The sequence below is a fragment of the Streptomyces sp. NPDC104226 genome, assembly GCF_055584085.1.
Map to the genome: position 1 here is coordinate 159,512 of NZ_JBVJMS010000015.1, position 23,486 is coordinate 182,997.

The 23,486-nt window shown below is 73.5% G+C and carries 21 protein-coding genes and 1 pseudogene; 13 read left to right on the forward strand and 9 right to left on the reverse strand.

What is annotated here, in order from left to right:
- Position 1: 1 nt before the first annotated feature.
- Genes ACZ60J_RS36325 through ACZ60J_RS36340 form a run of 4 tightly spaced genes read right to left on the reverse strand, consistent with a single transcriptional unit; the run spans position 2 to position 1,075 of the window.
- Entirely contained in the window at positions 2 to 163 is a 162-nt protein-coding gene (locus tag ACZ60J_RS36325) for a hypothetical protein (RefSeq protein WP_469688446.1), read from the reverse strand.
- A 2-nt stretch (positions 164 to 165) separates the two neighbouring features.
- Entirely contained in the window at positions 166 to 441 is a 276-nt protein-coding gene (locus tag ACZ60J_RS36330) for a hypothetical protein (protein ID WP_469688447.1), read from the reverse strand.
- A complete protein-coding gene (locus tag ACZ60J_RS36335; protein WP_469688448.1) occupies positions 438 to 803 on the reverse strand; it encodes a DUF6907 domain-containing protein in 366 nt (121 codons plus the stop codon). The genes ACZ60J_RS36330 and ACZ60J_RS36335 overlap by 4 nt, the downstream gene beginning before the upstream one ends.
- Positions 800 to 1,075, reverse strand: coding sequence for a hypothetical protein (locus ACZ60J_RS36340; RefSeq protein WP_469688449.1), 276 nt, complete (start codon positions 1,073 to 1,075; stop codon positions 800 to 802). Before ACZ60J_RS36340 ends, ACZ60J_RS36335 begins: the two co-directional genes overlap by 4 nt.
- A 336-nt stretch (positions 1,076 to 1,411) precedes the next feature.
- On the opposite strand from ACZ60J_RS36340, the pseudogene ACZ60J_RS36345 reads away from it, so the two are divergent.
- Together ACZ60J_RS36345 and ACZ60J_RS36350 are read left to right on the forward strand one after the other, a co-directional pair.
- Positions 1,412 to 3,625: pseudogene (locus ACZ60J_RS36345) on the forward strand (ComEC/Rec2 family competence protein); the annotation flags it as partial.
- 136 nt (positions 3,626 to 3,761) lie between these two features.
- On the forward strand, positions 3,762 to 4,643 hold the full coding sequence (locus ACZ60J_RS36350) for a YceI family protein (RefSeq protein WP_469688450.1): 882 nt from the start codon (positions 3,762 to 3,764) through the stop codon (positions 4,641 to 4,643).
- 18 nt (positions 4,644 to 4,661) lie between these two features.
- On the opposite strand, the gene ACZ60J_RS36355 is transcribed toward ACZ60J_RS36350, so the two are convergent.
- Positions 4,662 to 4,904: a hypothetical protein gene (locus ACZ60J_RS36355; RefSeq protein ID WP_274551975.1), complete on the reverse strand. Its 243-nt coding sequence runs from the start codon at positions 4,902 to 4,904 to the stop codon at positions 4,662 to 4,664.
- 138 nt (positions 4,905 to 5,042) lie between these two features.
- Here ACZ60J_RS36355 and holA point away from each other — a divergent pair, with 138 nt between their 5' ends.
- Positions 5,043 to 6,035 (forward strand): DNA polymerase III subunit delta, encoded by a 993-nt coding sequence (gene holA, locus ACZ60J_RS36360; RefSeq protein WP_469688451.1) that lies wholly within the window; start codon positions 5,043 to 5,045, stop codon positions 6,033 to 6,035.
- Positions 6,036 to 6,400: 365 nt separating this feature from the next.
- Here the strand turns inward: holA and rpsT are convergent, their stop codons facing one another.
- A complete protein-coding gene (gene rpsT / locus ACZ60J_RS36365) occupies positions 6,401 to 6,667 on the reverse strand; it encodes a 30S ribosomal protein S20 (protein WP_469688452.1) in 267 nt (88 codons plus the stop codon).
- Positions 6,668 to 6,911: 244 nt separating this feature from the next.
- Here rpsT and lepA point away from each other — a divergent pair, with 244 nt between their 5' ends.
- The 3 genes from lepA to hemW all read left to right on the forward strand — a co-directional run bounded on the left by lepA (position 6,912) and on the right by hemW (position 12,235).
- Positions 6,912 to 8,777, forward strand: coding sequence for a translation elongation factor 4 (gene lepA, locus ACZ60J_RS36370; protein WP_469688453.1), 1,866 nt, complete (start codon positions 6,912 to 6,914; stop codon positions 8,775 to 8,777).
- A gap of 254 nt (positions 8,778 to 9,031) precedes the next feature.
- Positions 9,032 to 10,924 (forward strand): AMP-dependent synthetase/ligase, encoded by a 1,893-nt coding sequence (locus ACZ60J_RS36375; RefSeq protein ID WP_469688454.1) that lies wholly within the window; start codon positions 9,032 to 9,034, stop codon positions 10,922 to 10,924.
- Positions 10,925 to 11,032: 108 nt separating this feature from the next.
- Complete coding sequence (gene hemW, locus ACZ60J_RS36380; protein WP_469688491.1) at positions 11,033 to 12,235, forward strand: radical SAM family heme chaperone HemW; 1,203 nt, start codon at positions 11,033 to 11,035, stop codon at positions 12,233 to 12,235.
- Between the two features lie 259 nt (positions 12,236 to 12,494).
- On the opposite strand, the gene ACZ60J_RS36385 is transcribed toward hemW, so the two are convergent.
- Together ACZ60J_RS36385 and ACZ60J_RS36390 are read right to left on the reverse strand one after the other, a co-directional pair.
- Positions 12,495 to 13,292 carry a DUF3097 domain-containing protein gene (locus tag ACZ60J_RS36385; RefSeq protein WP_469688455.1) on the reverse strand — a complete coding sequence of 266 codons (798 nt, stop codon included), beginning with the start codon at positions 13,290 to 13,292 and terminating at the stop codon, positions 12,495 to 12,497.
- A gap of 28 nt (positions 13,293 to 13,320) precedes the next feature.
- The gene (locus tag ACZ60J_RS36390) at positions 13,321 to 14,046 is read right to left on the reverse strand and encodes an MBL fold metallo-hydrolase (RefSeq protein ID WP_469688456.1); all 726 of its coding nucleotides are present in this window, start codon (positions 14,044 to 14,046) and stop codon (positions 13,321 to 13,323) included.
- Positions 14,047 to 14,209: 163 nt separating this feature from the next.
- On the opposite strand from ACZ60J_RS36390, the gene hrcA reads away from it, so the two are divergent.
- From hrcA to ACZ60J_RS36420, 6 genes are all read left to right on the forward strand, one after another.
- Positions 14,210 to 15,226, forward strand: coding sequence for a heat-inducible transcriptional repressor HrcA (gene hrcA / locus ACZ60J_RS36395; protein ID WP_382971119.1), 1,017 nt, complete (start codon positions 14,210 to 14,212; stop codon positions 15,224 to 15,226).
- Positions 15,227 to 16,363 (forward strand): molecular chaperone DnaJ, encoded by a 1,137-nt coding sequence (gene dnaJ / locus ACZ60J_RS36400; RefSeq protein ID WP_469688457.1) that lies wholly within the window; start codon positions 15,227 to 15,229, stop codon positions 16,361 to 16,363.
- A 215-nt stretch (positions 16,364 to 16,578) separates the two neighbouring features.
- Positions 16,579 to 17,670, forward strand: coding sequence for a nitronate monooxygenase (locus ACZ60J_RS36405; RefSeq protein WP_469688458.1), 1,092 nt, complete (start codon positions 16,579 to 16,581; stop codon positions 17,668 to 17,670).
- Positions 17,667 to 18,410, forward strand: a complete 744-nt coding sequence (locus ACZ60J_RS36410) for a 16S rRNA (uracil(1498)-N(3))-methyltransferase (protein ID WP_469688459.1) — start codon at positions 17,667 to 17,669, stop codon at positions 18,408 to 18,410. Before ACZ60J_RS36405 ends, ACZ60J_RS36410 begins: the two co-directional genes overlap by 4 nt.
- A gap of 131 nt (positions 18,411 to 18,541) precedes the next feature.
- On the forward strand, positions 18,542 to 18,901 hold the full coding sequence (locus tag ACZ60J_RS36415; protein ID WP_469688460.1) for a histidine triad nucleotide-binding protein: 360 nt from the start codon (positions 18,542 to 18,544) through the stop codon (positions 18,899 to 18,901).
- Positions 18,902 to 18,904: 3 nt separating this feature from the next.
- Positions 18,905 to 19,813 carry a ribonuclease Z gene (locus ACZ60J_RS36420; protein ID WP_469688461.1) on the forward strand — a complete coding sequence of 303 codons (909 nt, stop codon included), beginning with the start codon at positions 18,905 to 18,907 and terminating at the stop codon, positions 19,811 to 19,813.
- Between the two features lie 637 nt (positions 19,814 to 20,450).
- Here the strand turns inward: ACZ60J_RS36420 and ACZ60J_RS36425 are convergent.
- Positions 20,451 to 21,836, reverse strand: coding sequence for an MFS transporter (locus ACZ60J_RS36425; RefSeq protein WP_469688462.1), 1,386 nt, complete (start codon positions 21,834 to 21,836; stop codon positions 20,451 to 20,453).
- A 365-nt stretch (positions 21,837 to 22,201) separates the two neighbouring features.
- Here ACZ60J_RS36425 and ACZ60J_RS36430 point away from each other — a divergent pair, with 365 nt between their 5' ends.
- Positions 22,202 to 23,299, forward strand: a complete 1,098-nt coding sequence (locus ACZ60J_RS36430; protein ID WP_469688463.1) for a carbohydrate kinase family protein — start codon at positions 22,202 to 22,204, stop codon at positions 23,297 to 23,299.
- Positions 23,300 to 23,486 lie beyond the last annotated feature (187 nt).

The window sequence follows — 23,486 nt, forward strand, 5'->3', positions numbered from 1 at the left end:
CTCAGTGGAGGAGGGCCGCGCCGAGCGCGGCGAGCAGCAGAATGAGGGCGCACGTCCCGAGGGCGGGCAGCGCGTAGAGGCCGCGGGCACGGGCCGGGCCCGCGAGGCAGAGCCCCGCGAACCCGGCCGCCGTCGCCGCGGCGAAGAACACGGCGAGGGCCACGGCTACGGCGCTCCGGGGCCGTCCGTCATACGCTCGGGCGGGGGCGTCGGGGGCCCGTCATACGCGGGCACGCGGACCGCCATACGTGCAGGTGCGACCCCATCGGGGTACAGGCCGGCCTCCCACACCCAGCTGTAGCCGTGCGCAACGAACGCGACCGCGTACCGGACCGCGTCCGACGCCGTCATACCGGCCCGCATCACGGTCGCGAGGTCGTCGGACAGGGCCTGGTCCACGCGGACGGACATGCGCTTGCCGGCCTTCGGTGGAGTGCTCACCAGGCACCCCCCGCACGGAGCGCGGCCAGGCGGACCGCCAGCCGACGGAGCTCCGCCGCCTGCTGGGCCAGGATCACGGCGAGACCTTCGAGGGCGGCCGGGTCCAGCGTGGCGGCCGGGATGACGATCTCGACGTAGACGCTCGGCGGGACCGGGTGCAGGCCGAACGGGAACTCGACGAGCTCCGCGGTCAGAAGGGCCTGCGCGCTGTAGTCGACGACGTGTTCGGGACCGGTGTGGTGGACGTCGTCCCGGTACTCCGCCGGCACGTCGTCCGGGTGCCCGGTGCACCACTCCGGCTCGGGCACGGTGACCGGCCCGTGGTCGAGGGTCCGCACGGTGACCGTGCGCCCCGCGGTCACTGGTCGCCGCCCGCGGCCTGGCGGAGCTCGGCGGCGTACTGCTTGCGGGTGGTGCCCGCCTCGACGGCCGGCGCGAAGGCGAGGAGGAGCTCCTCCGCGCGGACGGCGCGAGCGGTGCCGTAGCCGTGGCGTCGGGTCGCGAAGGTGAGGACGAGGGCCTGGCGGAGGCTTTCCCGCATGGGGTGCTGGGGCCGCTCCGCGGTGAGGCGGGCGGCAATCTGCTGGAGCAGCGCGCGGGTGTCCGCATCGGGCAGGCGTGTACGTTCTGACATGGGCCTGTCTCCCCTTTATGTGGAAGGGCGTTTCGGGCCAAGGCCCCTGCCGGTGCTCCAACACCGTCGGGGGCCGCCCTTTGCTCTTTTGCTAGATAGGCATGTACGTCTCGGCGAGCGCCGCTTCGCCGACCTGCGCGAGCTGGTGCGACCGTGAGCGAGCAGCCCGGACCGGTGGGGGGCGCTGCCGGCGAGCGTGGGACGGGGGAGCCGCTGGATCTGCGGCTGGTCGGGCCGGCGCTCGCCGTGTGGGGGGCGGCCGCCGTGGGCCTCGGAGCCCCGGTCGGCCGCAGTGCGGTGGCGGCGGGGCTGGGAGTGGGCGCGGCCGGGCTGCTGATGCTGGCGGGCCGGAGGCGCTCCGCACCGCTGAGGACGGTCCTGGCGGCCGTGCTGCTGTGCGCGGCCGCGGGTGCCGGGCTGGCGGGGCTCCAGCGGGCCGAGGCGCGGGCCGGGCCCGTCCCTGAGCTGGCCCGGGACCATGCGCGGGTGCTCGCGGATCTCACCGTGGCTTCCGACCCGCGGACCACCCGGACCGGGAGCGGGCCTCCGGTGGTGGTGCTCGACGCGGTGGTGACCGGGGTGACCGGGCCCGACGGTGCCCGGACCCGGGTGTCGACTCCGGTCCGGGTGCTGGCGGGGCATCCGGGGTGGGCCCGGCTGCAGCCCTCGACACGGGTTTCGGCGGTCGCCCGGCTGGCCCCGGCCCGGGGCGGGGAGCGGGCCGTCGCCCTGCTCCGGCCGGCCGGGGACGCCCCGCCGCGGGTGACCGGCGGTCCGGACACCGTGCAGCGGATCGCCGGGCGGCTGCGGGCCGGGCTGCGCGAGGTCACCGACGGGCTGGCCCCGGACGCCAGGGCCCTGCTGCCCGGACTGGTGGTCGGGGACACCTCCCGGGTGGAGCCCGATCTGCACGACGCGTTCCGCGCCACCGATCTGCTGCACCTGCTGGCCGTCTCCGGGTCCAACCTGACCGTGGTGCTCTTCCTCCTCATCGGCGCCCCGGCCCGCGCGCAGCAGGCCGAGCGGGGCGGGCTGGCACCCCGCCTGGGACTCTCGCTGCGGGCGACGGCCCTGTGCGGGGTGGCGCTGACCCTGGCCTTCGTCGTGGTGTGCCGGCCGGAGCCCAGCGTGCTGCGGGCGGCGGCCTGCGGCTCGGTCACCCTGCTGGCCCTCGCCACCGGGCGGCGCAGATCCCTGATCCCGGCACTGGCCGCCGCCGTCCTGCTGCTGGTGCTCTACGACCCCTGGCTGGCCCGGAGTTACGGCTTCCTGCTCTCCGTGCTGGCCACCGGGGCCCTGCTGACGCTGGCTCCCCGGTGGAGCGGGGCCCTGCAGCGGCGCGGGATGCGGCCCCGCTGGGCCGAGGCGCTGGCGGCCGCGGCGGCGGCCCAGGCGGTGTGTGCACCGGTCGTGGCGGTGCTGTCGGCCCGGGTCAGCCTGGTGGCGGTGCCCTGCAACCTGCTGGCCGAGCTGGCGGCGGGACCCGCCACGGTCCTGGGGTTCGCCGCGCTGGCCGCGGCCCCGGTCTGCCGGCCGGTCGCCGAGGTGCTCGCCTGGTGCGCGGGCGTGCCCGCCGGGTGGATCGCCGCCGTGGCCCGGGGCGGCGCGGGACTGCCCGGGGCGGAGCTGGGCTGGCCCGGCGGGGTGGGCGGAGGGTTGCTGCTCGCCACGGCCACCCTCGCGGCGGTGCTGCTCGGCAGGCGGTTCGGCCGGGGGCGATGGCTCGCCTCCGCACTGGCCGTGGTGCTGCTCCTCGCCGTACTGAGGCCGCCGCTGGTCACTCGTACGGTCAAAGGCTGGCCGCCGCCCGACTGGATCTACACCCAGTGCGCGGTGGGCCAGGGGGACGCCGCCGTGCTCGCGGTCGGCCCGGGGACGGGCGTGGTGGTGGACGCGGGCCCCGAGCCGGGGCCGGTGGACGCCTGCCTGAGGGAGCTGGGCGTGAGCCGGGTGCCGCTGCTCCTGCTGACCCACTTCCACGCCGACCACGTGGGCGGGCTGCCGGGGGTGCTCAGGGGCCGCTCGGTGGGTGTGGTGGAAGTCACCGGACTGGAAGAACCGCCCGGGCAGGCCGCGTTCGTGCGGCGGACCGCGGCAGCGGCGGGAGTTCCCCTCGTCCGCGCCGTGGAGGGGGAGCGGCGCCGGGCCGGGCCGCTGGAGTGGCAGGTGCTGTGGCCGCCGGCCGGGGACGCTCCGCCCGAGGGCCCCAACGACGCGAGCGTGGCCCTGCTGGTGCGTGGCGCGGGACTGACCCTGCTCCTGCTGGGGGACCTCGAACCGGCCTCTCAGCAGGCCCTGCTGAGGAACCATCCGGAACTGGGGCCGGTCGACGTCCTCAAGGTCGCCCACCACGGCAGCGCCCACCAGGACCCCGGGCTGTACGAGCGGATCCGGCCGCGCCTCGCGATCGTCCCGGTGGGCGCCGGGAACAGGTACGGGCACCCCGCGGCGGGTACGCTCGCGCGGCTGCGGGAGTCGGGCGCGGCCGTGCTGCGCACGGATGAGGACGGTTCGGTCGCCGTCACCGGCAGCGGCACTCGACTGCGGGCGTTCCCGGCCATTCGGCGACGGACCCGGCACGGGCATACCAGGAGTGACCACTCCGTTTGCCCACAACCCGACAGCATGATCGAATGCGTTTTCGCCAGAGCGGTCCAAGCCCACACAGCACGGGGGTGCATAAACCATGTTCAGTCGCAGACGGGGGATGGAGACGGCGGGAAGCGCCAGTCCCCAGACATCCGCGACACTGACGCTTCCTCATACCGCGCGGCTGCTCAGCTGCCGGGTGCTCGACACGGTCCACCAGCCGGTCCGGCAGGCCAAGTTCGAGGTGACCGACCCGATCGGCCGACGGATCGTCAGCGGGGAGACCGACCCGTACGGCGGGTTCACGGCGGCGGTGCCGGCGGGCGAGTACCGGCTGGCCGTCACGGCCGAGGGGTACGCGCCCTTCCACGGGGCGACGCTGGTGGGGGACCCGGCGCAGCCCGGTACCGGGGAGATCGTGCTGGACGCGGTGGATCCGCCGCTTCTGCCGCAGCCCGGCCACTGGGAGCTCGACCCGGGGCATTCGTCGATCGGGTTCTCGGCCCGGCACATCGGCTTCGCCCGGATCAACGGCCGGTTCAACACCTTCGCCGGCGCGGTCCGGATAGCCGACCGCATGGAGGACTCCTCCATGCGCGTGATCATCGACGCGGCGAGCATCGACACGGGGCTGCGGATGCGGGACGACCACCTGCGCTCCGCGGACTTCCTGGACGCGGCCCGCTACCCGACGGTGGAGTTCTACAGCGAGCGGTTCATCCACCGCAGCGGCAGCCACTGGACCGTGGCGGGCGCTCTCACCCTCCACGGCGTCAGCCGGTCCGTCACCCTGGACACCCGGTACCTGGGTCTGGGCACGGGCCTGGAGGGCGAGCCGAGGGCGGCCTGCCGGGCGACGGCCGAACTGAACCGCGAGGACTTCACGCTGAACTGGCAGTCGATGCTGGCGCAGGGGATCGCGGCGATCGGCTCGCACGTGGAAGTGACCCTGGACATGCAGGTCGTGCACAAGGCCTGACGGGGCGGGGTCCGGTCGCTACGGGGCTTCGAGCCAGCCGTCGTACTCGGCGGCGAGCTCGTCCAGGGCCGTGGCGTCCAGCCGTTCGCGCGGGTCCTCGACGACCACCAGCCACTGGGCGTCCTCGGCGTCGTCCTCACCGGCGAGGGCGTCGCGGACCAGCTGCGGTTCCTCCGGGAGGCCGAAGCGGTCGACCACCTCCCGCGCCACCTCCTCGGCGGCGTCGCGGTCGGGCAGGACCAGTACATGTCGCACGTTCACCCGGACATTCTCGGGTACGGGGGAGCGGGCTGCGGAAGCGGGCCGGGGATCGGGGCCTCGGAAGGGGGCTTCGGGAGGGGGCTTCGGAAAGGGCCGGGCCGCGAGGGGCTGTCGGTGCGGCGTGGGATGCTGGAGGCGATGGCCACCAGGAAGAATTCCACCGACGATCCGCTCGCCCCGATCACCCTCGCGGTGGGGCAGGAGGACCTGCTGCTCGACCGCGCCCTGCGGGAGGTCGTGACGGCGGCGCGCGCCGCCGATGCCGACACGGACGTGCGTGACCTCGCCCCCGAACAGCTGCAGCCCGGCACCCTGGCCGAGTTGACCAGTCCCTCGCTCTTCTCGGAGCGCAAGGTGCTCGTCGTGCGCAATGCGCAGGACCTCTCGGCCGACACGGTCAAGGAGGTCAAGGCGTACCTCGCCGCGCCGTTCGAGGAGATCACCCTCGTCCTCCTGCACGCGGGCGGTGTCAAGGGCAAGGGCCTGCTGGACGCCGCGCGGAAGGCGGGTGCCCGCGAGGTCGCCTGCCCGAAGATGACGAAGCCGGCCGACCGGATGGCGTTCGTACGGGGAGAGTTCCGGACGCTGGGCCGTTCGGCCACGCCCGAGGCCTGCCAGACGCTGGTCGATGCGATCGGCAGCGACCTGCGGGAGCTGGCGAGTGCGGTGGCGCAGCTGTGCGCGGACGTCGAGGGCACCATCGACGAGGCCGTGGTCGGCCGCTACTACACCGGCCGGGCCGAGGCCTCGAGCTTCACGGTCGCCGACCGGGCCGTGGAGGGGCGCGCCGCGGAGGCGCTGGAGGCCCTGCGCTGGTCCCTGTCCACCGGGGTGGCTCCGGTCCTGATCACCAGCGCGCTGGCCCAGGCGGTACGGGCCATCGGGAAGCTGGCCTCGGCCCCGCGGGGGGCCCGCCCCGGGGACCTCGCGCGTGACCTCGGCATGCCGCCGTGGAAGATCGACCGGGTCCGGCAGCAGATGCGCGGGTGGTCGGCGGACGGCGTCTCGGACGCGCTGCGCGCGGTGGCCGCGGCGGACGCGGGGGTCAAGGGCGGGGGCGACGATCCGGAGTACGCCTTGGAGAAGGCGGTCGTCGCGGTCGCCCGGGCCGCACGCACCCGCCGGGGCTAGCCCCGGCCCCCAGCTGCTGCGGAGCGGGTGCGGGAGGTGGGTCCTGCGGGGCGAAGTCCCCTCCCCGCCCTTCCACCGTTCCCCGGGCTCCGCCCGGACCCGCCCCCGCCCGGCGGGCGGGCCAGCAGGGCGCAGCCTTCCACGAGCCGAGATCCTCGGGTGCGCCCGTACGGGAGCGCTGCGGGTGGGCCCGCATGCCGAAGGCCCCGGCCGCTGCCCTGGGGAAGGGTGGCGGACGGGGCCTTCGGTTACTTCTCGGTTTGCGCCGCACTCGCGTGGCGAACGCTTCGTGCGCGGCGCGGGGTGCCGGTCGGGAGCGGGAGAGAGGGCCCGCTGGGTCCTTACCCGGCGATCACATCAGGAGCTCAGCCCTGAAGGGAGGCAACCTTGGTGGCCAGCGCCGACTTCTTGTTGGCGGCGGCGTTCTTGTGGATGACACCCTTCGAGACGGCCTTGTCGAGCGCACGGGAAGCGGCGCGGGAAGCCACGGTGGCCTTCTCGACGTCACCGGCGGCGACGGCCTCGCGGGCCTTGCGGATGGCGGTCTTCAGCGAGGACTTGACGGCCTTGTTGCGAAGGCGAGCCTTCTCGTTCGTCTTGTTGCGCTTGACCTGGGACTTGATGTTCGCCACGAAAGAGCCTTTTCAGGTTCAGAGATTCGATCTTCGGATTGTGTCCCGCAGAGCTAGAGGGCACACGAGACACAGCTGCTCAGGCTACCAGGTGCCTTCCGACCGGCCCAAACCGAGCGCACTCCCCGGTTCATGGGACCATGGGAGCCTGCGTATAGATCCGACTAGACCCGACCAGATCTGATTTCGCGCAGACCGACGCCCACCCTTCGTTCCGACTGCGACCCGAGAATCAGGACACTGCGTGCCCGCGATCCCCAGCCACGTGCCCGAGCCGAGCCGTACCGACCCGGCGCTGATCCGCAACTTCTGCATCATCGCGCACATCGACCACGGCAAGTCGACCCTCGCCGACCGGATGCTCCAGCTCACCGGCGTGGTGGACTCGCGGCAGATGCGCGCGCAGTACCTCGACCGCATGGACATCGAGCGTGAGCGCGGCATCACGATCAAGTCCCAGGCGGTCCGCCTGCCGTGGGCGCCGACCGAGGGCCCGGGTCAGGGCCAGACCCACATCCTCAACATGATCGACACCCCCGGGCACGTCGACTTCACGTACGAGGTCTCGCGCTCCCTCGCCGCCTGCGAGGGCACGGTGCTCCTCGTGGACGCCGCCCAGGGCATCGAGGCGCAGACCCTCGCCAACCTGTACCTGGCGATGGAGAACGACCTCGCGATCGTCCCGGTCCTGAACAAGATCGACCTGCCGGCCGCCCAGCCGGAGAAGTTCGCCGAGGAGCTCGCGAACCTGGTCGGCTGCCAGCCCGAGGACGTCCTGCGGGTCTCCGCCAAGACCGGTCTCGGCGTCGAGGCGCTGCTCGACAAGGTCGTCGCCACGGTTCCGGCCCCGGTCGGCGTCAAGGACGCCCCGGCCCGCGCCATGATCTTCGACTCGGTCTACGACTCGTACCGCGGTGTCGTGACCTACGTCCGTGTCGTCGACGGCCAGCTCAACAAGCGCGAGCGCATCCGCATGATGTCGACCGGCGCCACGCACGAGCTGCTGGAGATCGGTGTCTCCTCCCCGGAGATGACCCCGGCCGACGGCATCGGCGTCGGCGAGGTGGGCTACATCATCACCGGCGTGAAGGACGTGCGTCAGTCCAAGGTCGGTGACACGATCACCAGCCTGAACAACGGCGCCACCGAGGCCCTGGGCGGCTACAAGGACCCGAAGCCGATGGTCTTCTCGGGCCTGTACCCGCTCGACGGCTCCGAGTACCCGGACCTGCGCGAGGCCCTGGACAAGCTCCAGCTCAACGACGCCGCGCTCGTCTACGAGCCGGAGACCTCTGCGGCGCTCGGCTTCGGCTTCCGCGTCGGCTTCCTCGGCCTGCTCCACCTGGACGTGGTCCGCGAGCGCCTGGAGCGCGAGTTCGGCCTCGACCTGATCGCCACCGCGCCGAACGTGGTCTACCGGGTCGTCCTGGAGGACGGCAGCGAGGTCACCGTCACCAACCCGAGCGAGTTCCCCGAGGGCAAGATCCGGGACGTCTTCGAGCCGGTCGTCAAGGCCACCGTGCTCGCGCCCACCGAGTTCATCGGCGCGATCATGGAGCTCTGCCAGACCCGCCGCGGCACCCTGCTCGGCATGGACTACCTCTCCGAGGACCGGGTCGAGATCCGTTACACCCTGCCGCTCGCGGAGATCGTCTTCGACTTCTTCGACCAGCTGAAGTCCAAGACGCGCGGTTACGCCTCCCTCGACTACGAACCCACGGGCGAGCAGTCCGGCAGCCTGGTCAAGGTCGACATCCTGCTGCACGGCGACAAGGTCGACGCCTTCTCCGCCGTCACGCACAAGGACGCGGCCTACGCCTACGGCGTGCGCCTGGTCGCCAAGCTGCGGGAGCTCATCCCGCGGCAGGCCTTCGAGGTGCCGATCCAGGCGGCGGTCGGTTCGCGCGTCATCGCCCGCGAGACCATCCGCGCCATCCGCAAGGACGTCCTCGCCAAGTGCTACGGCGGTGACATCTCCCGTAAGCGGAAGCTGCTGGAGAAGCAGAAGGAGGGCAAGAAGCGCATGAAGATGGTCGGCTCCGTGGAGGTCCCGCAGGACGCCTTCATCGCCGTCCTCTCCAGCGACGAGTCCGGCGGCAAGAAGAAGTAGCCGCCGCGTCGGCGTCCGATGTGCAGCAGGCCCCCGTGCTCCGGCGCGGGGGCCTGTTTCGTTATGAATCGGCTCCCCAGGGCCTCTTACGCGCCAGGCGGAGGGCCCATAGTCTGATCACTGCTCGTTGGTTACTCGCCAGTTTTATTGGTCGGATGCTGCCAAGCCCTGACTCAGCCACCCACCCTGACCCACCACCCAGTCAGTCCGCCCCTGTGATGAACAGGCCCTGCCGAGTGGTCCGGAGGATGTCCGTGAGCGCCACACAGACCTTGATCGAGAACCGCCCGCCCACCGTGGCGACCCTCTTCCTGGAGCGCGTCGCCGCCACGCCGAACGGCGAGGCCTACCGCTATCCGGTGCCCGCCGCGGACGGCCGGGGCGGCCCGGACGACTGGAAGTCGCTCAGCTGGGGCCAGGCCGCCGAGCGGGTCTTCGCCATCGCGGCCGGACTCGTCGAGCTCGGGATCCAGCCGGAGCAGCGCGTCGCGCTCGCCTCCAACACCCGGGTCGAGTGGATCCTCGCGGACCTCGGCGTGATGTGCGCCGGCGGCGCCGTCACCACCATCTACCCGAGCACGAACGCCGAGGAATCGGCGTTCATCCTCTCCGACTCCGAGAGCCGGATCCTGATCGCCGAGGACGCCGCGCAGCTGGCCAAGGCCCGTGAGCGCCGCGCTGACCTGCCCGAGCTCGCCCACGTGGTGGTCGTCGAGGCCGCCGACGCGGTCCCGGCCGACGGCGACCCCGAGGGCTGGGTGCTCTCGCTGGCCGACCTGGAGGAGCGCGGCCGGGCGTACCTGGCCAAGCACCCCGAGGTGGTCGAGGAGCGGATCGCGGCCATCACCGCGGACCAGCTCGCCACCCTCATCTACACCTCGGGCACCACCGGCCGGCCCAAGGGCGTGCGGCTGCCGCACGACAACTGGTCGTACATGGCCAAGGCCACCGTGGCCACCGGTCTGATCACCAAGGACGACGTCCAGTACCTCTGGCTGCCGCTCGCGCACGTCTTCGGCAAGGTGCTCACCTCCGGCCAGATCGAGGTCGGCCACGTCACCGCCGTAGACGGCCGCATCGACAAGATCATCGAGAACCTGCCGATCGTCCAGCCGACCTACATGGCGGCCGTTCCGCGCATCTTCGAGAAGGTCTACAACGGGGTCGCGGCCAAGGCCAGGGCCGGCGGCGGCGCCAAGTACAAGATCTTCCAGTGGTCCGTCGGCGTGGCCCGCGAGTACGCCAAGGTCACCCAGGACAACTTCCGCCGCACCGGCCGGGTGAGCGCCCCGATGGGCCTCACCGCCAAGCACAAGATCGCCGACACGCTCGTCTTCTCCAAGCTCCGCGAGGCCTTCGGCGGCAACCTGCGCGCCGCCGTCTCCGGCGCCTCCGCCCTCGCCCCCGAGATCGGCTACTTCTTCTCCGGCGCGGGCATCCACATCCTGGAGGGCTACGGGCTGACCGAGTCCAGCGCCGCCTCCTTCGTCAACCCCGGCGAGGCCTACCGCACCGGCACCGTCGGCAAGCCGCTCCCCGGCACCGAGGTCCGCATCGCCGACGACGGCGAGGTGCTCCTGCGCGGCCCCGGCATCATGCAGGGCTACCACGGGCAGCCCGAGAAGACCGCCGAGGTGCTGGAGGCCGACGGCTGGCTGCACACGGGCGACATCGGCGAGCTCTCCGCCGACGGCTACCTGCGCATCACCGACCGCAAGAAGGACCTGATCAAGACCTCGGGCGGCAAGTACGTCGCCCCGGCGGAGATCGAGGGCCAGTTCAAGGCGCTCTGCCCGTACGTCTCCAGCATCGTCGTCCACGGCGCCGACCGGAACTTCTGCTCCGCGCTCATCGCCCTCGACGAGCCCTCCATCCTGGTCTGGGCCGCCGAGAGCGGCCTGGAGGGCAAGACGTACTCCCAGGTCCTGGCCGCCCCCGAGACCAACCGCCTCATCGAGACCTACGTCCAGACCCTCAACGAGGGCCTCCAGCGCTGGCAGACGGTCAAGAAGTTCCGCCTCCTGCCGCGCGACCTCGACGTGGAGCACGGGGACCTCACCCCGAGCCTCAAGCTGAAGCGGCCGGTCGTCGAGCGCGAGTTCAAGCACCTCATCGAAGAGATGTACGAGGGCTCCCGGGAGGCGTAGCGGCGGGCGCGGCCCCGGGGCTCCCCGGGTCCGCGCGGGACCGTAAACGACCTTGGGGCAGTGCGGGACAATGGGCCCATGCCTTCCGCACTGCCCGACGGTGAACCCATGCCCGAAGACGGCTCGCTGCCGCCCCACGCCCTGGCGGGAGCCGGGGAGCGGCCGCTCGGGTTCTACCTGCACGTTCCGTACTGCGCCACGCGCTGCGGATACTGCGACTTCAACACCTACACGGCCACCGAGCTGCGGGGCACCGGAGGCGTGCTCGCCTCCCGGGAGAACTACGCCGACACCCTGATCGACGAGATCAGGCTGGCCAGGAAGGTGCTCGGGGACGACCCGCGGGCCGTGCGGACGGTGTTCGTGGGCGGCGGTACGCCCACGCTGCTGCCCGCCGGGGACCTCGTACGGATGCTCGCGGCGATCCGCGAGGAGTTCGGGCTGGCCGAGGACGCCGAGGTCACCACCGAGGCCAATCCGGAGTCCGTGAACCCGGAGTACCTGGCCGAGCTGCGCGCGGGCGGCTTCAACCGCATCTCCTTCGGCATGCAGAGCGCGAAGCAGCACGTCCTGAAGGTGCTCGACCGCACGCACACCCCCGGGCGGCCCGAGGCCTGCGTCGCGGAGGCGCGGGCGGCGGGCTTCGAGCACGTGAACCTGGACCTGATCTACGGGACGCCGGGGGAGTCGGACGAGGACTGGCGCGCATCGCTGTCGGCGGCCCTGGGGGCCGGGCCCGATCACATCAGCGCCTACGCGCTGATCGTGGAGGAGGGCACCCAGCTCGCACGGCGGATCCGGCGGGGCGAGGTCCCGATGACGGACGACGACGTCCACGCGGACCGGTACCTGATCCTCGACTCGGTGATGGCCGAGGCGGGGTACTCCTGGTACGAGGTCTCGAACTGGGCCACCTCCGAGGCCGGGCGGTGCCTGCACAACGAGCTGTACTGGCGCGGCGCCGACTGGTGGGGGGCCGGGCCCGGAGCGCACTCGCACGTGGGCGGGGTGCGGTGGTGGAACGTGAAGCACCCGGGGGCGTACGCCGCCGCTCTCGCGGAGGGGCGCTCCCCGGGCGCGGGACGCGAACTCCTCTCCGAGGAGGACCGGCGGGTGGAGCGGATCCTGCTGGAGCTTCGCCTCGTGGACGGGGTCCCGCTGTCCCTGCTGGCCCCTGCGGGGCTGGCAGCGGCCGGCCGAGCCCTGGCGGACGGGCTGCTGGAACCGGCCCCGTACGAGGCCGGGCGGGCCGTGCTGACGTTGCGGGGGCGTTTGCTGGCCGACGCGGTGGTCCGGGACCTGGTCGACTGACCCCGTCCGGGGGTGGGCCGGGCCTGCGGGGCGAGGTCCCCGCAGCACCCTTTGCCCGCTGCGCGGGGCGAGGTCCCCTACCCGCCCTTCGCCCGTTCCCCGGGGCTGTGCCCCGGATCCCCCGGGGCTGTGCCCCGGACCCCGGGCCTCACACGCCGGCGGGGCTGGATGTGCCGCAGCGCGGACCGGGTCCGGGCGGAGCCCGGGGAACGGTGGAAGGGCGGGTGGGGGACTGCCCCGCAGGGCCGCTTTCCCGGGGCTATGCCGTCACGTGGTCGATGAGGTGCTCCACCGCGCCCAGGAGGGTGGGCTCCAGGTCCTTGTACGAGGTCACGCGGGACAGGATGTGCTGCCAGGCGGCGCCGGTGTTCTCCGGCCAGCCCAGGGCGCGGCAGATGCCCGTCTTCCAGTCCTGGCCGGGCGGGATCACCGGCCAGGCGCGGATGCCCAGGGCCGAGGGTTTCACCGCCTGCCAGACGTCCACGTACGGGTGGCCCACGATCAGGACGTGCGGCGAGGTGGCGGAGGCCGCGATGCGGGACTCCTTCGAGCCGGGCACCAGGTGGTCCACCAGGATGCCGAGGCGGGCGTCGGCACCGGGGGCGAAGTCGGCGACGACGGACGGGAGGTCGTCGATGCCCTCCAGGTACTCCACCACGACGCCCTCGATGCGCAGGTCGTCGCCCCACACCCGTTCGACGAGTTCGGCGTCGTGGCGGCCCTCCACGTAGATCCGGCCCGCCCGCGCCACCCGCGCCCGGGCCCCGGGGACGGCGAGGGAGCCCGAGGCCGTACGGGCCGGGGCGGCCGGCCCCCGCGCCGGGCGGGTCAGGGTCACCACCGCCCCGTCCAGGAGGAAACCGCGGGGTTCGAGGGGGAATGCGCGGCGCTTGCCGAAGCGGTCCTCCAGGGTGACCGTGCCCGCCTCGCAGGCCACCACCGCACCGCAGAAGTCCGTACCCGCCACCTCGACCACCAGATCGGGATCGGCCGGCACCTCCGGCGCGGGCTTGGAGCGCTTCCACTGCGGGGTCAGGTCGGGGGAGTACTCACGCATCCGGCCGAGGGTAGGAGAGCGGGCCGTCTCAGGTGTCCGACACGCCGAAACGCGCCGCCAGTGTGTCGCGTTGGGCACGCACGAAGGCCGCGTCGACCACCGCTCCGTGACCCGGTACGTACAGAGCGTCGTCCCCGCCCAGGGCGAGGAGCCGGTCCAGGGCCGCCGGCCACTGCCGCGGCACCGCGTCCGGACCCGCCTGCGGCTCGCCCGACTCCTCGACCAGGTCGCCGCAGAAGACCGCCTCGCGCGCACCGGGCACGAAGGCGGCCAGATCGTGCCGGGTGTGCCCAGGGCCCACGTTCGCCAGCAGCACCTGCACCCCGCCCAGGTCGAGCGTCCACTCGCCCGACACCAGGTGCCGGGGGAGCACCAGCAGATCCGCCGCCTCGGCCGCCTCGGCCTCCGCGAGACCGTGCCGGACCGCGTCCGCCCGTAGCTCGTCCCGGCTCGCGGAGAGCAGGGCGTCCAGCCCGACCGGACCGTAGACCTCGGCGCCCGCGAACGCCGCGCCGCCCAGCACGTGGTCGAAATGTCCGTGTGTGAATGCGAGATGGGTCACGCGCCGGCCCGCCAGCCGCTCCGCTTCGGTGCGCACCAGCGCACCCTCCCGCAGGCAGGACCCGGGGTCGATCAGGAGGGCGGAATCCTCTCCCACCACCAGTCCCACGGTGCAGTCCCACACCGGCAGGCGTCGCCGGCCGGTCCGTTCGGTGAGCCGTTCCCAGCCCGCCTCTTCCCAACGCACGTCCATGCCGCGACGCTACCTTGGCGGGCCGCCCTTGCTAGGGGTGTACCACCCCGCCGTACACTGACCGGGGGATCTCTGGCACTCGAACGCTCAGAGTGCCAGCAGGCGGCGCCTCGGGCGGTGCCTGCCGAAGCCGCGAACGACGGAAACGATGGAGGTGTGCGCGATGCTCAGCGAACGCAGACTCGAAGTGCTGCGCGCCATCGTCCAGGACTACGTCGGGACGGAGGAGCCGGTCGGCTCCAAGGCGCTCACCGAGCGGCACCGGCTCGGCGTCTCGCCCGCCACCGTGCGCAACGACATGGCCGTGCTGGAGGACGAGGGCTACATCGCCCAGCCCCACACCAGCGCCGGCCGGATCCCCACCGACAAGGGCTACCGCCTCTTCGTCGACAAGCTGGCGGGGGTCAAACCGCTGTCGACGCCCGAGCGCCGGGCCATCCAGAACTTCCTCGACGGGGCCGTGGACCTCGACGACGTCGTCGGCCGTACGGTGCGGCTGCTCGCGCAGCTCACCCGGCAGGTCGCCGTCGTCCAGTACCCCTCGCTCACCCGCTCCACCGTCCGGCACGTCGAGCTGCTCTCGCTGGCCCCGGCCCGCCTGATGCTCGTCCTCATCACGGACACCGGCCGGGTCGAACAGCGGCTCGTCGACTGCCAGGCCCCCTTCGGCGAGGCCTCGCTCGCGGACCTGCGGGCCCGCCTCAACAGCCGTGTGGTCGGCCGCCGGTTCACCGACGTGCCGCCGCTGGTGAAGGACCTTCCGGAGTCCTTCGAGAACGAGGACCGGGTGACGGTGCGAGCCGTCCTCGACACCCTCCTCGAAACGCTGGTCGAGGAGGCGGAGGAGCGGCTGATGATCGGCGGCACCGCCAACCTCACCCGCTTCGGACACGATTTTCCCCTGACGATCAGGCCGGTGCTCGAAGCGCTGGAGGAGCAGGTCGTGCTCCTCAAGCTGCTGGGCGAGGCCAGTGAGTCGGGAATGGCCGTAAAGATCGGGCATGAGAATGCCTACGAGGGACTGAACTCCACGTCCGTCGTCTCGGTCGGCTACGGTTCGGGCGGCGAAGCAGTCGCCAAACTCGGCGTGGTCGGACCGACCCGCATGGACTACCCCGGAACGATGGGAGCGGTACGCGCAGTGGCACGTTACGTCGGACAGATCCTGGCGGAGTCGTAAGTGGCCACGGACTACTACGCCGTTCTCGGCGTGCGCCGCGACGCATCGCAGGACGAGATCAAGAAGGCATTCCGGCGGCTCGCCCGCGAGCTGCACCCGGATGTGAACCCCGATCCCAAGACGCAAGAGCGTTTCAAGGAGATCAACGCCGCCTACGAGGTCCTCTCGGACCCGCAGAAGAAGCAGGTCTTCGACCTCGGCGGCGACCCGCTGTCCTCCTCGGGCGGCGGCGGAGCCGGCGGCTTCGGGGCGGGCGGCTTCGGCAACTTCTCCGACATCATGGACGCCTTCTTCGGCCAGTCCTCGCAGCGCGGACCGCGCTCGCGGACCCGCCGCGGCCAGGACGCCATGATCCGCCTCGACCTGGAACTGGACGAGGCGGCCTTCGGTACGACCAAGGACATCCAGGTCGACACGGCCGTCGTCTGCACCACCTGCTCCGGCGAGGGCGCCGCCCCCGGCACCTCGGCGCAGACGTGTGACATGTGCCGCGGCCGCGGTGAGGTCTCGCAGGTCACCCGGTCCTTCCTGGGCCAGGTCATGACCTCGCGCCCCTGCCCGCAGTGCCAGGGCTTCGGCACCGTGGTCCCGACCCCGTGCCACGAGTGCGCGGGCGACGGCCGGGTCCGCTCCCGCCGCAGCCTCACCGTCAAGATCCCGGCCGGCGTCGAGAACGGCACCCGGATCCAGCTCGCGGGCGAGGGCGAGGTCGGCCCCGGCGGCGGCCCCGCCGGCGACCTGTACGTGGAGATCCACGAACTGCCGCACCCGACCTTCCAGCGGCGCGGGGACGACCTGCACTGCACGGTCACCATCCCGATGACCGCGGCGGCCCTGGGCACCAAGTGCCCGCTGGAGACGCTGGACGGCCTGGAGGAGATCGACATCCGGCCCGGCACCGGCTCCGGGCAGGCGATCCCGCTGCACGGCCGCGGCGTCACCCACCTGCGCGGCGGCGGGCGCGGCGACCTGATCGTGCACGTCGAGGTCACCACCCCGGGCAAGCTGGACGCACAGCAGGAGGACCTGCTGCGCCAGCTGGCCAAGCTGCGCGGCGAGGAGCGGCCGATGGGCCAGTTCGCGCCGGGTCAGCAGGGCCTGTTCAGCCGCCTGAAGGACGCCTTCAACGGGCGCTGAGCGACGCCCTTGACGGGCGCCGAGCGACGCCGTCGAGGGGCGGCCGAGCAGCGTACGAGAACACCTGCGAGCCCGGTCCGGGGGATCCCCCGGACCGGGCTCGCGGCATGCGGGGCGGCGGGGCGGCAGCGGTATTCGGGCACCCCGGCGAAGGGACTATGCCAGGCGAATGCCGTGATTCGGTCCCGTGAGCGGGACATGGCACGATGCAGCTCATGTCCTCCGCACCGAACGGTCTCTTCACGTACCCGATCGTGCAGGCGCCCATGGCGGGCGGCGCCTCCTGCCCGCCGCTCGCCGCCGCCGTGTGCGAAGCGGGCGGACTGGGCTTCCTCGCCGGCGGCTACAAGACCGCCGACGGCATGTACCAGGAGATCAAGCGGCTGCGTGCGCTCACCCGCCGCCCCTTCGGCGTCAACCTCTTCATGCCGCAGGCCTCCCACGCGGACCCGGCGGCCCTGGAGGTCTACCGCGGGCACCTCGCCAGCGAGGCCTCCTGGTACGAGATCTCCCTCGCCGACGAGGACATCATCGGCACCAGCGACGACGGCTACGACGCCAAACTGGCCATTCTCATCGAAGACCCGGTACCCGTGGTCTCGTTCACCTTCGGCCTGCCCTCGCCCGCCGCCTTCACCTGCCTGCGCAAGGTCGGTACGTACACGATCGCCACCGTCACCTCCGTCGAGGAGGCCCGCGCCGCCCAGGCGGCCGGCGCCGACGCCGTCTGCGTCCAGGGCGTGGAGGCGGGCGGCCACCAGGGCACCCACCGAGACGACCCGCAGGGCGACGGCACGTCCGGGGTCGGCCTGCTCGCGCTCGTCGCGCAGGTCCGCGAGGCCGTGGCCCTGCCGATCATCGCGGCGGGCGGCCTGATGCGCGGCTCGCAGATCGCCGCACTGCTCGCCGCGGGCGCGGAGGCGGCGCAGCTCGGAACGGCCTTCCTGGCCTGCCCGGAGTCCGGCGCGCACCCCCTGCACAAGAAGGCGCTGACCGACCCGCTGTTCGTCCGGACGGAGCTGACCCGGGCCTTCTCGGGGCGCCCGGCCCGCGGACTGGTCAACCGGTTCATGCGCGAGCACGGCCCGTACGCCCCGGCCGCGTACCCGCAGGTCCACCACCTGACCGCGCCGCTACGCAAGGCCGCCGCCGCGGCCGGGGACCCGCAGGGCATGGCCCTGTGGGCGGGCCAGGGCCACCGGCTGGCGAGGGCCCTGCCGGCCGGGGAACTGGTGGAGGTGCTCGCGGCGGAACTCGGCGCGGCACAGGAGGCGTTGAAGGCAATGCAGATGAGGAGTGCGTCATGACCGCCCCGGTGTTCGTGGTCGAAAAGGTTCCCGCGGGGCCGGAGTTCGTCCTGGACGGCCCCGAAGGCCGCCACGCGGTCTCCGTCAAGCGGCTGGCCCCCGGCGAGGCCCTCGTGCTGACCGACGGCCGGGGCGGCTGGGCCGAGGCCGTCGTGACGGCCGCCGAGGGCAAGGACCGCCTCGTCGTCTCCGTGTCCGGGGTCTTCGAGGAGCCGGAGCCGGCCGTCCGGATCACCGTCGTCCAGGCCCTCCCCAAGGGCGACCGGGGCGAGGTCGCCGTCGAGACCATGACGGAGACCGGCGTCGACGCGATCGTGCCCTGGCAGGCCTCGCGCTGCATCACCCAGTGGCGCGGCGACCGGGGCGCCAAGTCCCTCGCGAAGTGGCGGGCCACCGCCCGCGAGTCCGGCAAGCAGTCCCGCCGCGTCCGCTTCCCCGAGGTCGCCGAGGCGCTGTCGACCAAGCAGGTCGCGGCGCTGCTCGCGGAGGCCGACCTCGCGGTGGTCCTGCACGAGGACCGGGACGCCCCCTCGGGCGCGCTGGCCACCGCGGAACTGCCCGCCGCGGGCTCCGTCGTCCTGGTCGTCGGACCCGAGGGCGGGGTCTCCCCGGACGAACTCGCCGCCTTCGCCGCGGCCGGGGCGCACCCGTACCGGCTGGGCCGCTCGGTCCTGCGCACCTCCACGGCGGGCACGGCCGCGGCGGCGGTGCTGCTGGCGCGGACGGGGCGCTGGTCCTGACGGGGTGCCGGCCCTGACGGGGTGCCGGTCCTGACGGGGTGCGGCCCTGACCGGTAGACCGGTTGGCCGGGGCGGACGGTGGTGGTGGATACGATGCCGGAACCGATCACCCGTCACGAAGGGCTCAGCACATGGCCGGGGAACCGCAGGCCGACTGCCTGTTCTGCAAGATCGTCGCGGGGACCATTCCCGCGACGGTCGTCCGGGAGACGGACACGACCGTCGCCTTCCGCGACATCAATCCGCAGGCACCCACCCACGTCCTCGTCATCCCGAAGGCGCACTACCCCGACGCCGCCTCGCTCGCGGCCGCGGAGCCCGGGATCGCCGCCGACGTCCTGACCGAAGCCGGCCGCGTCGCGGTCGACGAGGGGCTCGCCGACCACGCCTACCGGCTCGTCTTCAACACCGGCGCCAAGGCCGGGCAGGTCGTCTTCCACGCGCACGCGCACGTCCTCGGCGGCCGCGGCTTCGAATGGCCCCCGGGATAAACCGTGTCCGTACGAGAATTCGTGGTGCTCGGCACCGCCAGCCAGGTGCCCACCCGCCACCGCAACCACAACGGCTACCTGCTGCGCTGGGACGGCGAGGGCATCCTCTTCGACCCCGGCGAGGGCACCCAGCGCCAGATGCTCCGCGCCGGGGTGGCAGCGCACGACATCAACCGGATCTGTGTCACCCACTTCCACGGTGACCACAGCCTCGGCCTCGCCGGGGTCATCCAGCGGATCAACCTCGACCGGGTCCCGCACCCGGTCACCGCCCACTACCCGGCCTCCGGGCAGAAGTTCTTCGACCGGCTGCGGTACGCCACGGCCTACCGCGAGACCGTGCAGCTCGCGGAGGAGCCGGTGGCCGAGGACGGGATCCTGGCCCGCGGGGACGCGTACACCCTGGACGCCGTACGGCTCTCGCACCCCGTGGAGTCCTTCGGCTACCGGGTCACGGAGCCCGACGGGCGCCGGATACGGCCCGAACTGCTCGCCCGGCACGGCATCAAGGGGCCGGACGTGGGCCGGATCCAGCGCGAGGGCAGCCTCGGCGGGGTCACCCTCGACGAGGTCAGCGAGGCGCGGGCCGGACAGCGGTTCGCCTTCGTCATGGACACCCGGCTCTGCGAGGGGGTCGAGGAGCTCGCGGCGGGCTGCGACATGCTGGTAATCGAGTCGACCTTCCTCGACGAGGACGTCCAACTGGCCACCGACCACGGGCACCTCACCGCCGGGCAGGCCGCGCGGGTGGCGCGGGACGGGGGTGTGCGGCACCTCGTGCTGACGCACTTCTCGCAGCGCTACACCGACCCGTCGGAGTTCGAACGGCAGGCCCGGGCGGCCGGCTTCGAGGGCGAACTCACCATCGCCGCCGACCTCGCACGGGTCCCCGTACCGAAGCGGGCCGGCTAGCGCCCCCGAGCCCCCGCCGGGCGCTAGCCCCCGACGGGCCCGAAGCCCGGAGCCCCGGTCCACCCCCGCCCCGGGCCCCCGGCCCCGGGGCCGGGGGCCCGGCTCTGGTCCGGCCCCGCTCGCGCGCGGGGTGCGCCCGGCCCTGCGGGGCGAAGTCCCCTACCCGCCCTTCCACCGTTCCCCGGGCCCTGCCCGGACCCGCGCCTCAAGCGCCGGCGGGGCTGGATTTCCCGGAACCCGGTCTTCGAGTGGCGGCTGGGCTGGGCGGGGTGCCGGGCTGGGCCCGGCCTCTTGGGGCTCCGCCCCGGACCCCGCGCCTCAAGCGCCGGCGGGGCTGGATTTCCCGGAACCCGGTCTTCGAGTGGCGGCTGGGCTGGGCGGGGTGCCGGGCTGCTCCCGGCCTCCTGGGGCTCCGCCCCGGTCGCGCACGTCCAGGCTCGCGCCGGCCGCATCCAGCCCTCCGGTGTTTGAGGAGCGGGGGTTCGGGGGGCTGGTCCCCGGGAACGGGTCTGGGCGGAGCCCGGGGAACGGTGGAAGGGCGGGTAGGGGACTTGCCCCGCAGGGCACGCCCCGCCGGGGCCGGGCCGGGAGCCCGGCGGAGGCCCACCGCGCCGCGGCAGCGGACGGAGGAGACGGCCTAGACCCCGGTCCGGAGCCGGCGGCGGGCGCGCCGGGACACCGGGGAGGGCAGGAGGACCCGGAGCGGCGGCAGGCGCAGCGGCCGCGGGCGGTTGCGGAACTGCGGGAGCTCCACGACCTCCAGTTCCTGCGCGCCGACCCGCGGCACCGAACCGGCCGGGGTGCCGGCTCCGGCTGCGAGCACGGCCGCCGGGGCCCCGCCGCGGCGGCGGACCGAGCCGGGGGTCAGCGGGCGCCCGCCGACGTGCAGGGCGACCCCGGCCATCGGCCCGGCCACCGCGAGCAGCAGGCCCCCCAGGACCAGCCCCATGCCGGAGAACCCCGCCCCCTCGGCGAGCAGGCTCCCGGTGACGGGCCCGCAGGCCACACCGAGCGAGGACGCGGAACCGACCAGGACGGCCCAGCGCCCGCGCGGGTCGAGGGCGGCGGCGAGGCCGATGGCGTAGGAGAGCACGACGGGGTAGACCGCGTTCCACAGGATCTCCCCGGCCGCGAAGGAGCCCAGGCCCCGCGCGTGCGAGGCCAGCACCACGCAGCAGGCGATGACCACCGTGCCCACGCCCACCGGGACCGCCCGCCCGAGCCGGGCCCCGAGCGCGGAGGCGGCGGTGACGCCGAGCAGCCCGGCACCGAGTGCGGCCGCGAAGACGATGCCGAGGGTGACCTCGGACAGGCCCGCCTGCTGCGCGCCGATGCGTCCGCTGACGCCCCACAGGGCGTTCTGGGCGAGCGACCACAGCATCAGGGCCCCGGCGAGCACCATCCCGGCGCGCGGGTAGGGCAGCCGCACGGAGGCCCGTACGGCAGGACCGGTGGCGTCGGTGCGGTGCTCCGCGCGGTCGGCCCCGGGCAGGCGCCCCGTCGCGGGCCAGCACACCAGCGCGACCAGGGCGATCGCCGCGAACGGCAGCCCGTGCCCGCCGCCGAGCCGGGGCAGGGTCAGGTACAGGGCCCCGGCCGTCGCCGACACCGAGAGCAGCCCCAGCGCGGAGGTCCGGTGCGGGTCGCGCTGCGCCGCGATCCCGGAGGCGGCCACGGCGGTGGCCGTGCCCGAGCCGAAGCCGCCGAGGACGGCCCCCGCGACGACGAGGGGGAGCTGCGCGGTGGCGGCCGCCGTGCCGTACCCGAGGACGGCGAGCAGCAGCCCGAGCCGGGCCAGCGGACGCGGTCCGTGGCGCGGGATGCGGGAGGCGAGGGTGAATCCGGCGGCGGCCGAGCCGAGCAGCAGGGCCGAGCCGATCAGGCCGGCCTGTGCGGGGCTCAGGGGGAGGTGTGCGTCGAGCCGGCCGACGACGGTCGGCAACAGGTACGGGGCGACGTAACCGGAGGTGAAGAGTGCGACGAGCGGCCAGGCGGCGGGCGACGCGGGGGTGCGGTGGGGCACGGGTGTTCCATGTGATGCAGGTGGAGCGTGAGATTCCGCAAGGCCGCGGGGCTCATATCTATCAAGATGCCTGATCCCCGGAGAAGGGCGTTCAGGCGGTGATCTGCGTCACACTGTATTCCGGGCCCGCCCGGGAGGGAGGGCCTGACGGTGGACGCGGGTTGAATCCGATGGAGGGGCCCGGTGAAGGGGCCCGGCAGGGAGGTCAATTGAAGAAGCCCCCTGAAGGGCTCGGCTGAAGAAGCCGATTGAAGAAACGACCCGGCAAGATCAGAACACCGACCGAACCCACCTGAACCAACCCGAACCGAACCAACTCGAACCGAACCAACTCGAACCAACCCGAACCGAACGGGGAGTACATCGTGACCAGTCGCAGCAGCCGGGACAGCCTCGACTCCGCCGTGGACCCGCTCGGTCCGCTGCGCGACCCCCATGAACCCGGCTGCGACGTCTTCCTGACCGGCACGGTCTTCCTCGACATCATCTTCACCGGCCTCGACTCGGCCCCCGTGCGCGGCACGGAGTCCTGGGCGCGCGGCATGGGATCCAGCCCCGGCGGCGTCGCCAACATGGCCACCGCCCTCGCCCGGCTCGGCCTGCGCACCTCCCTGGCCGCCGCCTTCGGTGACGACCACTACGGGGAGTACTGCTGGGACGCGCTCGAACAGGGCGAGGGCATCGACCTCTCGATGTCGCGGACCGTGCCCGGGTGGCACAGCCCCGTCACCGTCTCCATGGCGTACGAGGGCGAGCGCACGATGGTCTCCCACGGCCACGAGGCCCCGCTCCCGGCGGACCCCGGCCCGTTCCCCCAGTGCCCGCCCCGTGCCCGCGCGGCCGTGGCCTCGCTCGGGCCGGGCGGGGGCGAGGCCTGGGTCGCCGAGGCGGCCCGGCGCGGGGCCCGGGTCTTCGCCGACGTCGGCTGGGACGACAGCGGGCGGTGGGACCTCGGGGCACTGGCCGACCTGGAGCACTGCGAGGCGTTCCTGCCCAACGCGGGGGAGGCGATGGCCTACACGCGCACCGACTGCCCGCGTGCGGCGGCCCGGGTACTGGCCGAGAAGGTGCCGATCGCGGTGGTGACGATGGGCTCCGAGGGCTCGTACGCGGTGGACGGGCGGACCGGGGAGACCGCCGAGGTCCCCGCGATTGCGGTCGACGCGCTGGATCCGACCGGGGCGGGCGACGTGTACGTGGCGGGCTTCCTGACCGGCACCCTCGCCGAGTGGCCGCTCGCGGACCGGCTCGCCTTCGCGGGCCTGACGGCCGCCCTGTCGGTGCAGGAGTTCGGCGGCTCCCTGTCGGCCCCGGGCTGGCCGGAGGTGGCCCACTGGTGGCGCACCGCCCCGGAGGCCCTGCGCGGCCGGTACGGCTTCCTCGACGACCTCGTCCCGCGCTCCGCGGCCCCGGCCAGCCGCCGCCGCGCGGTCCCGACGATCGGCTTCCGCCAATCGGCGTAGGGCCAGGCCGGCCGGGGGAGGCGCCGCAACCGGCTCCGCCCCCGCGCCGGGGTGCCCGCGCCCCCGGACGGCCGGGGTCTCGTACGGGGGTGCGTAAAACCCCTCGGGGATGGCCGGGCGGCGACGTACGCTTGGAAGTCCGGTGGCCGTCGATCGGCGCGGCCCCTCAGTGGGAGGTATGCGCAGG

Coding starts and splice junctions, on each gene's coding strand:
- ACZ60J_RS36340 (WP_469688449.1), bottom strand. CDS start 1,075: ATGTCAGAACGTACACGCCTGCCCGATGCGGACACCCGCGCGCTGCTC.
- ACZ60J_RS36350 (WP_469688450.1), top strand. CDS start 3,762: ATGTTCAGTCGCAGACGGGGGATGGAGACGGCGGGAAGCGCCAGTCCC.
- holA (WP_469688451.1), top strand. CDS start 5,043: ATGGCCACCAGGAAGAATTCCACCGACGATCCGCTCGCCCCGATCACC.
- hemW (WP_469688491.1), top strand. CDS start 11,033: ATGCCCGAAGACGGCTCGCTGCCGCCCCACGCCCTGGCGGGAGCCGGG.
- ACZ60J_RS36385 (WP_469688455.1), bottom strand. CDS start 13,292: ATGCGTGAGTACTCCCCCGACCTGACCCCGCAGTGGAAGCGCTCCAAG.
- ACZ60J_RS36390 (WP_469688456.1), bottom strand. CDS start 14,046: ATGGACGTGCGTTGGGAAGAGGCGGGCTGGGAACGGCTCACCGAACGG.
- hrcA (WP_382971119.1), top strand. CDS start 14,210: ATGCTCAGCGAACGCAGACTCGAAGTGCTGCGCGCCATCGTCCAGGAC.
- ACZ60J_RS36405 (WP_469688458.1), top strand. CDS start 16,579: ATGTCCTCCGCACCGAACGGTCTCTTCACGTACCCGATCGTGCAGGCG.
- ACZ60J_RS36410 (WP_469688459.1), top strand. CDS start 17,667: ATGACCGCCCCGGTGTTCGTGGTCGAAAAGGTTCCCGCGGGGCCGGAG.
- ACZ60J_RS36415 (WP_469688460.1), top strand. CDS start 18,542: ATGGCCGGGGAACCGCAGGCCGACTGCCTGTTCTGCAAGATCGTCGCG.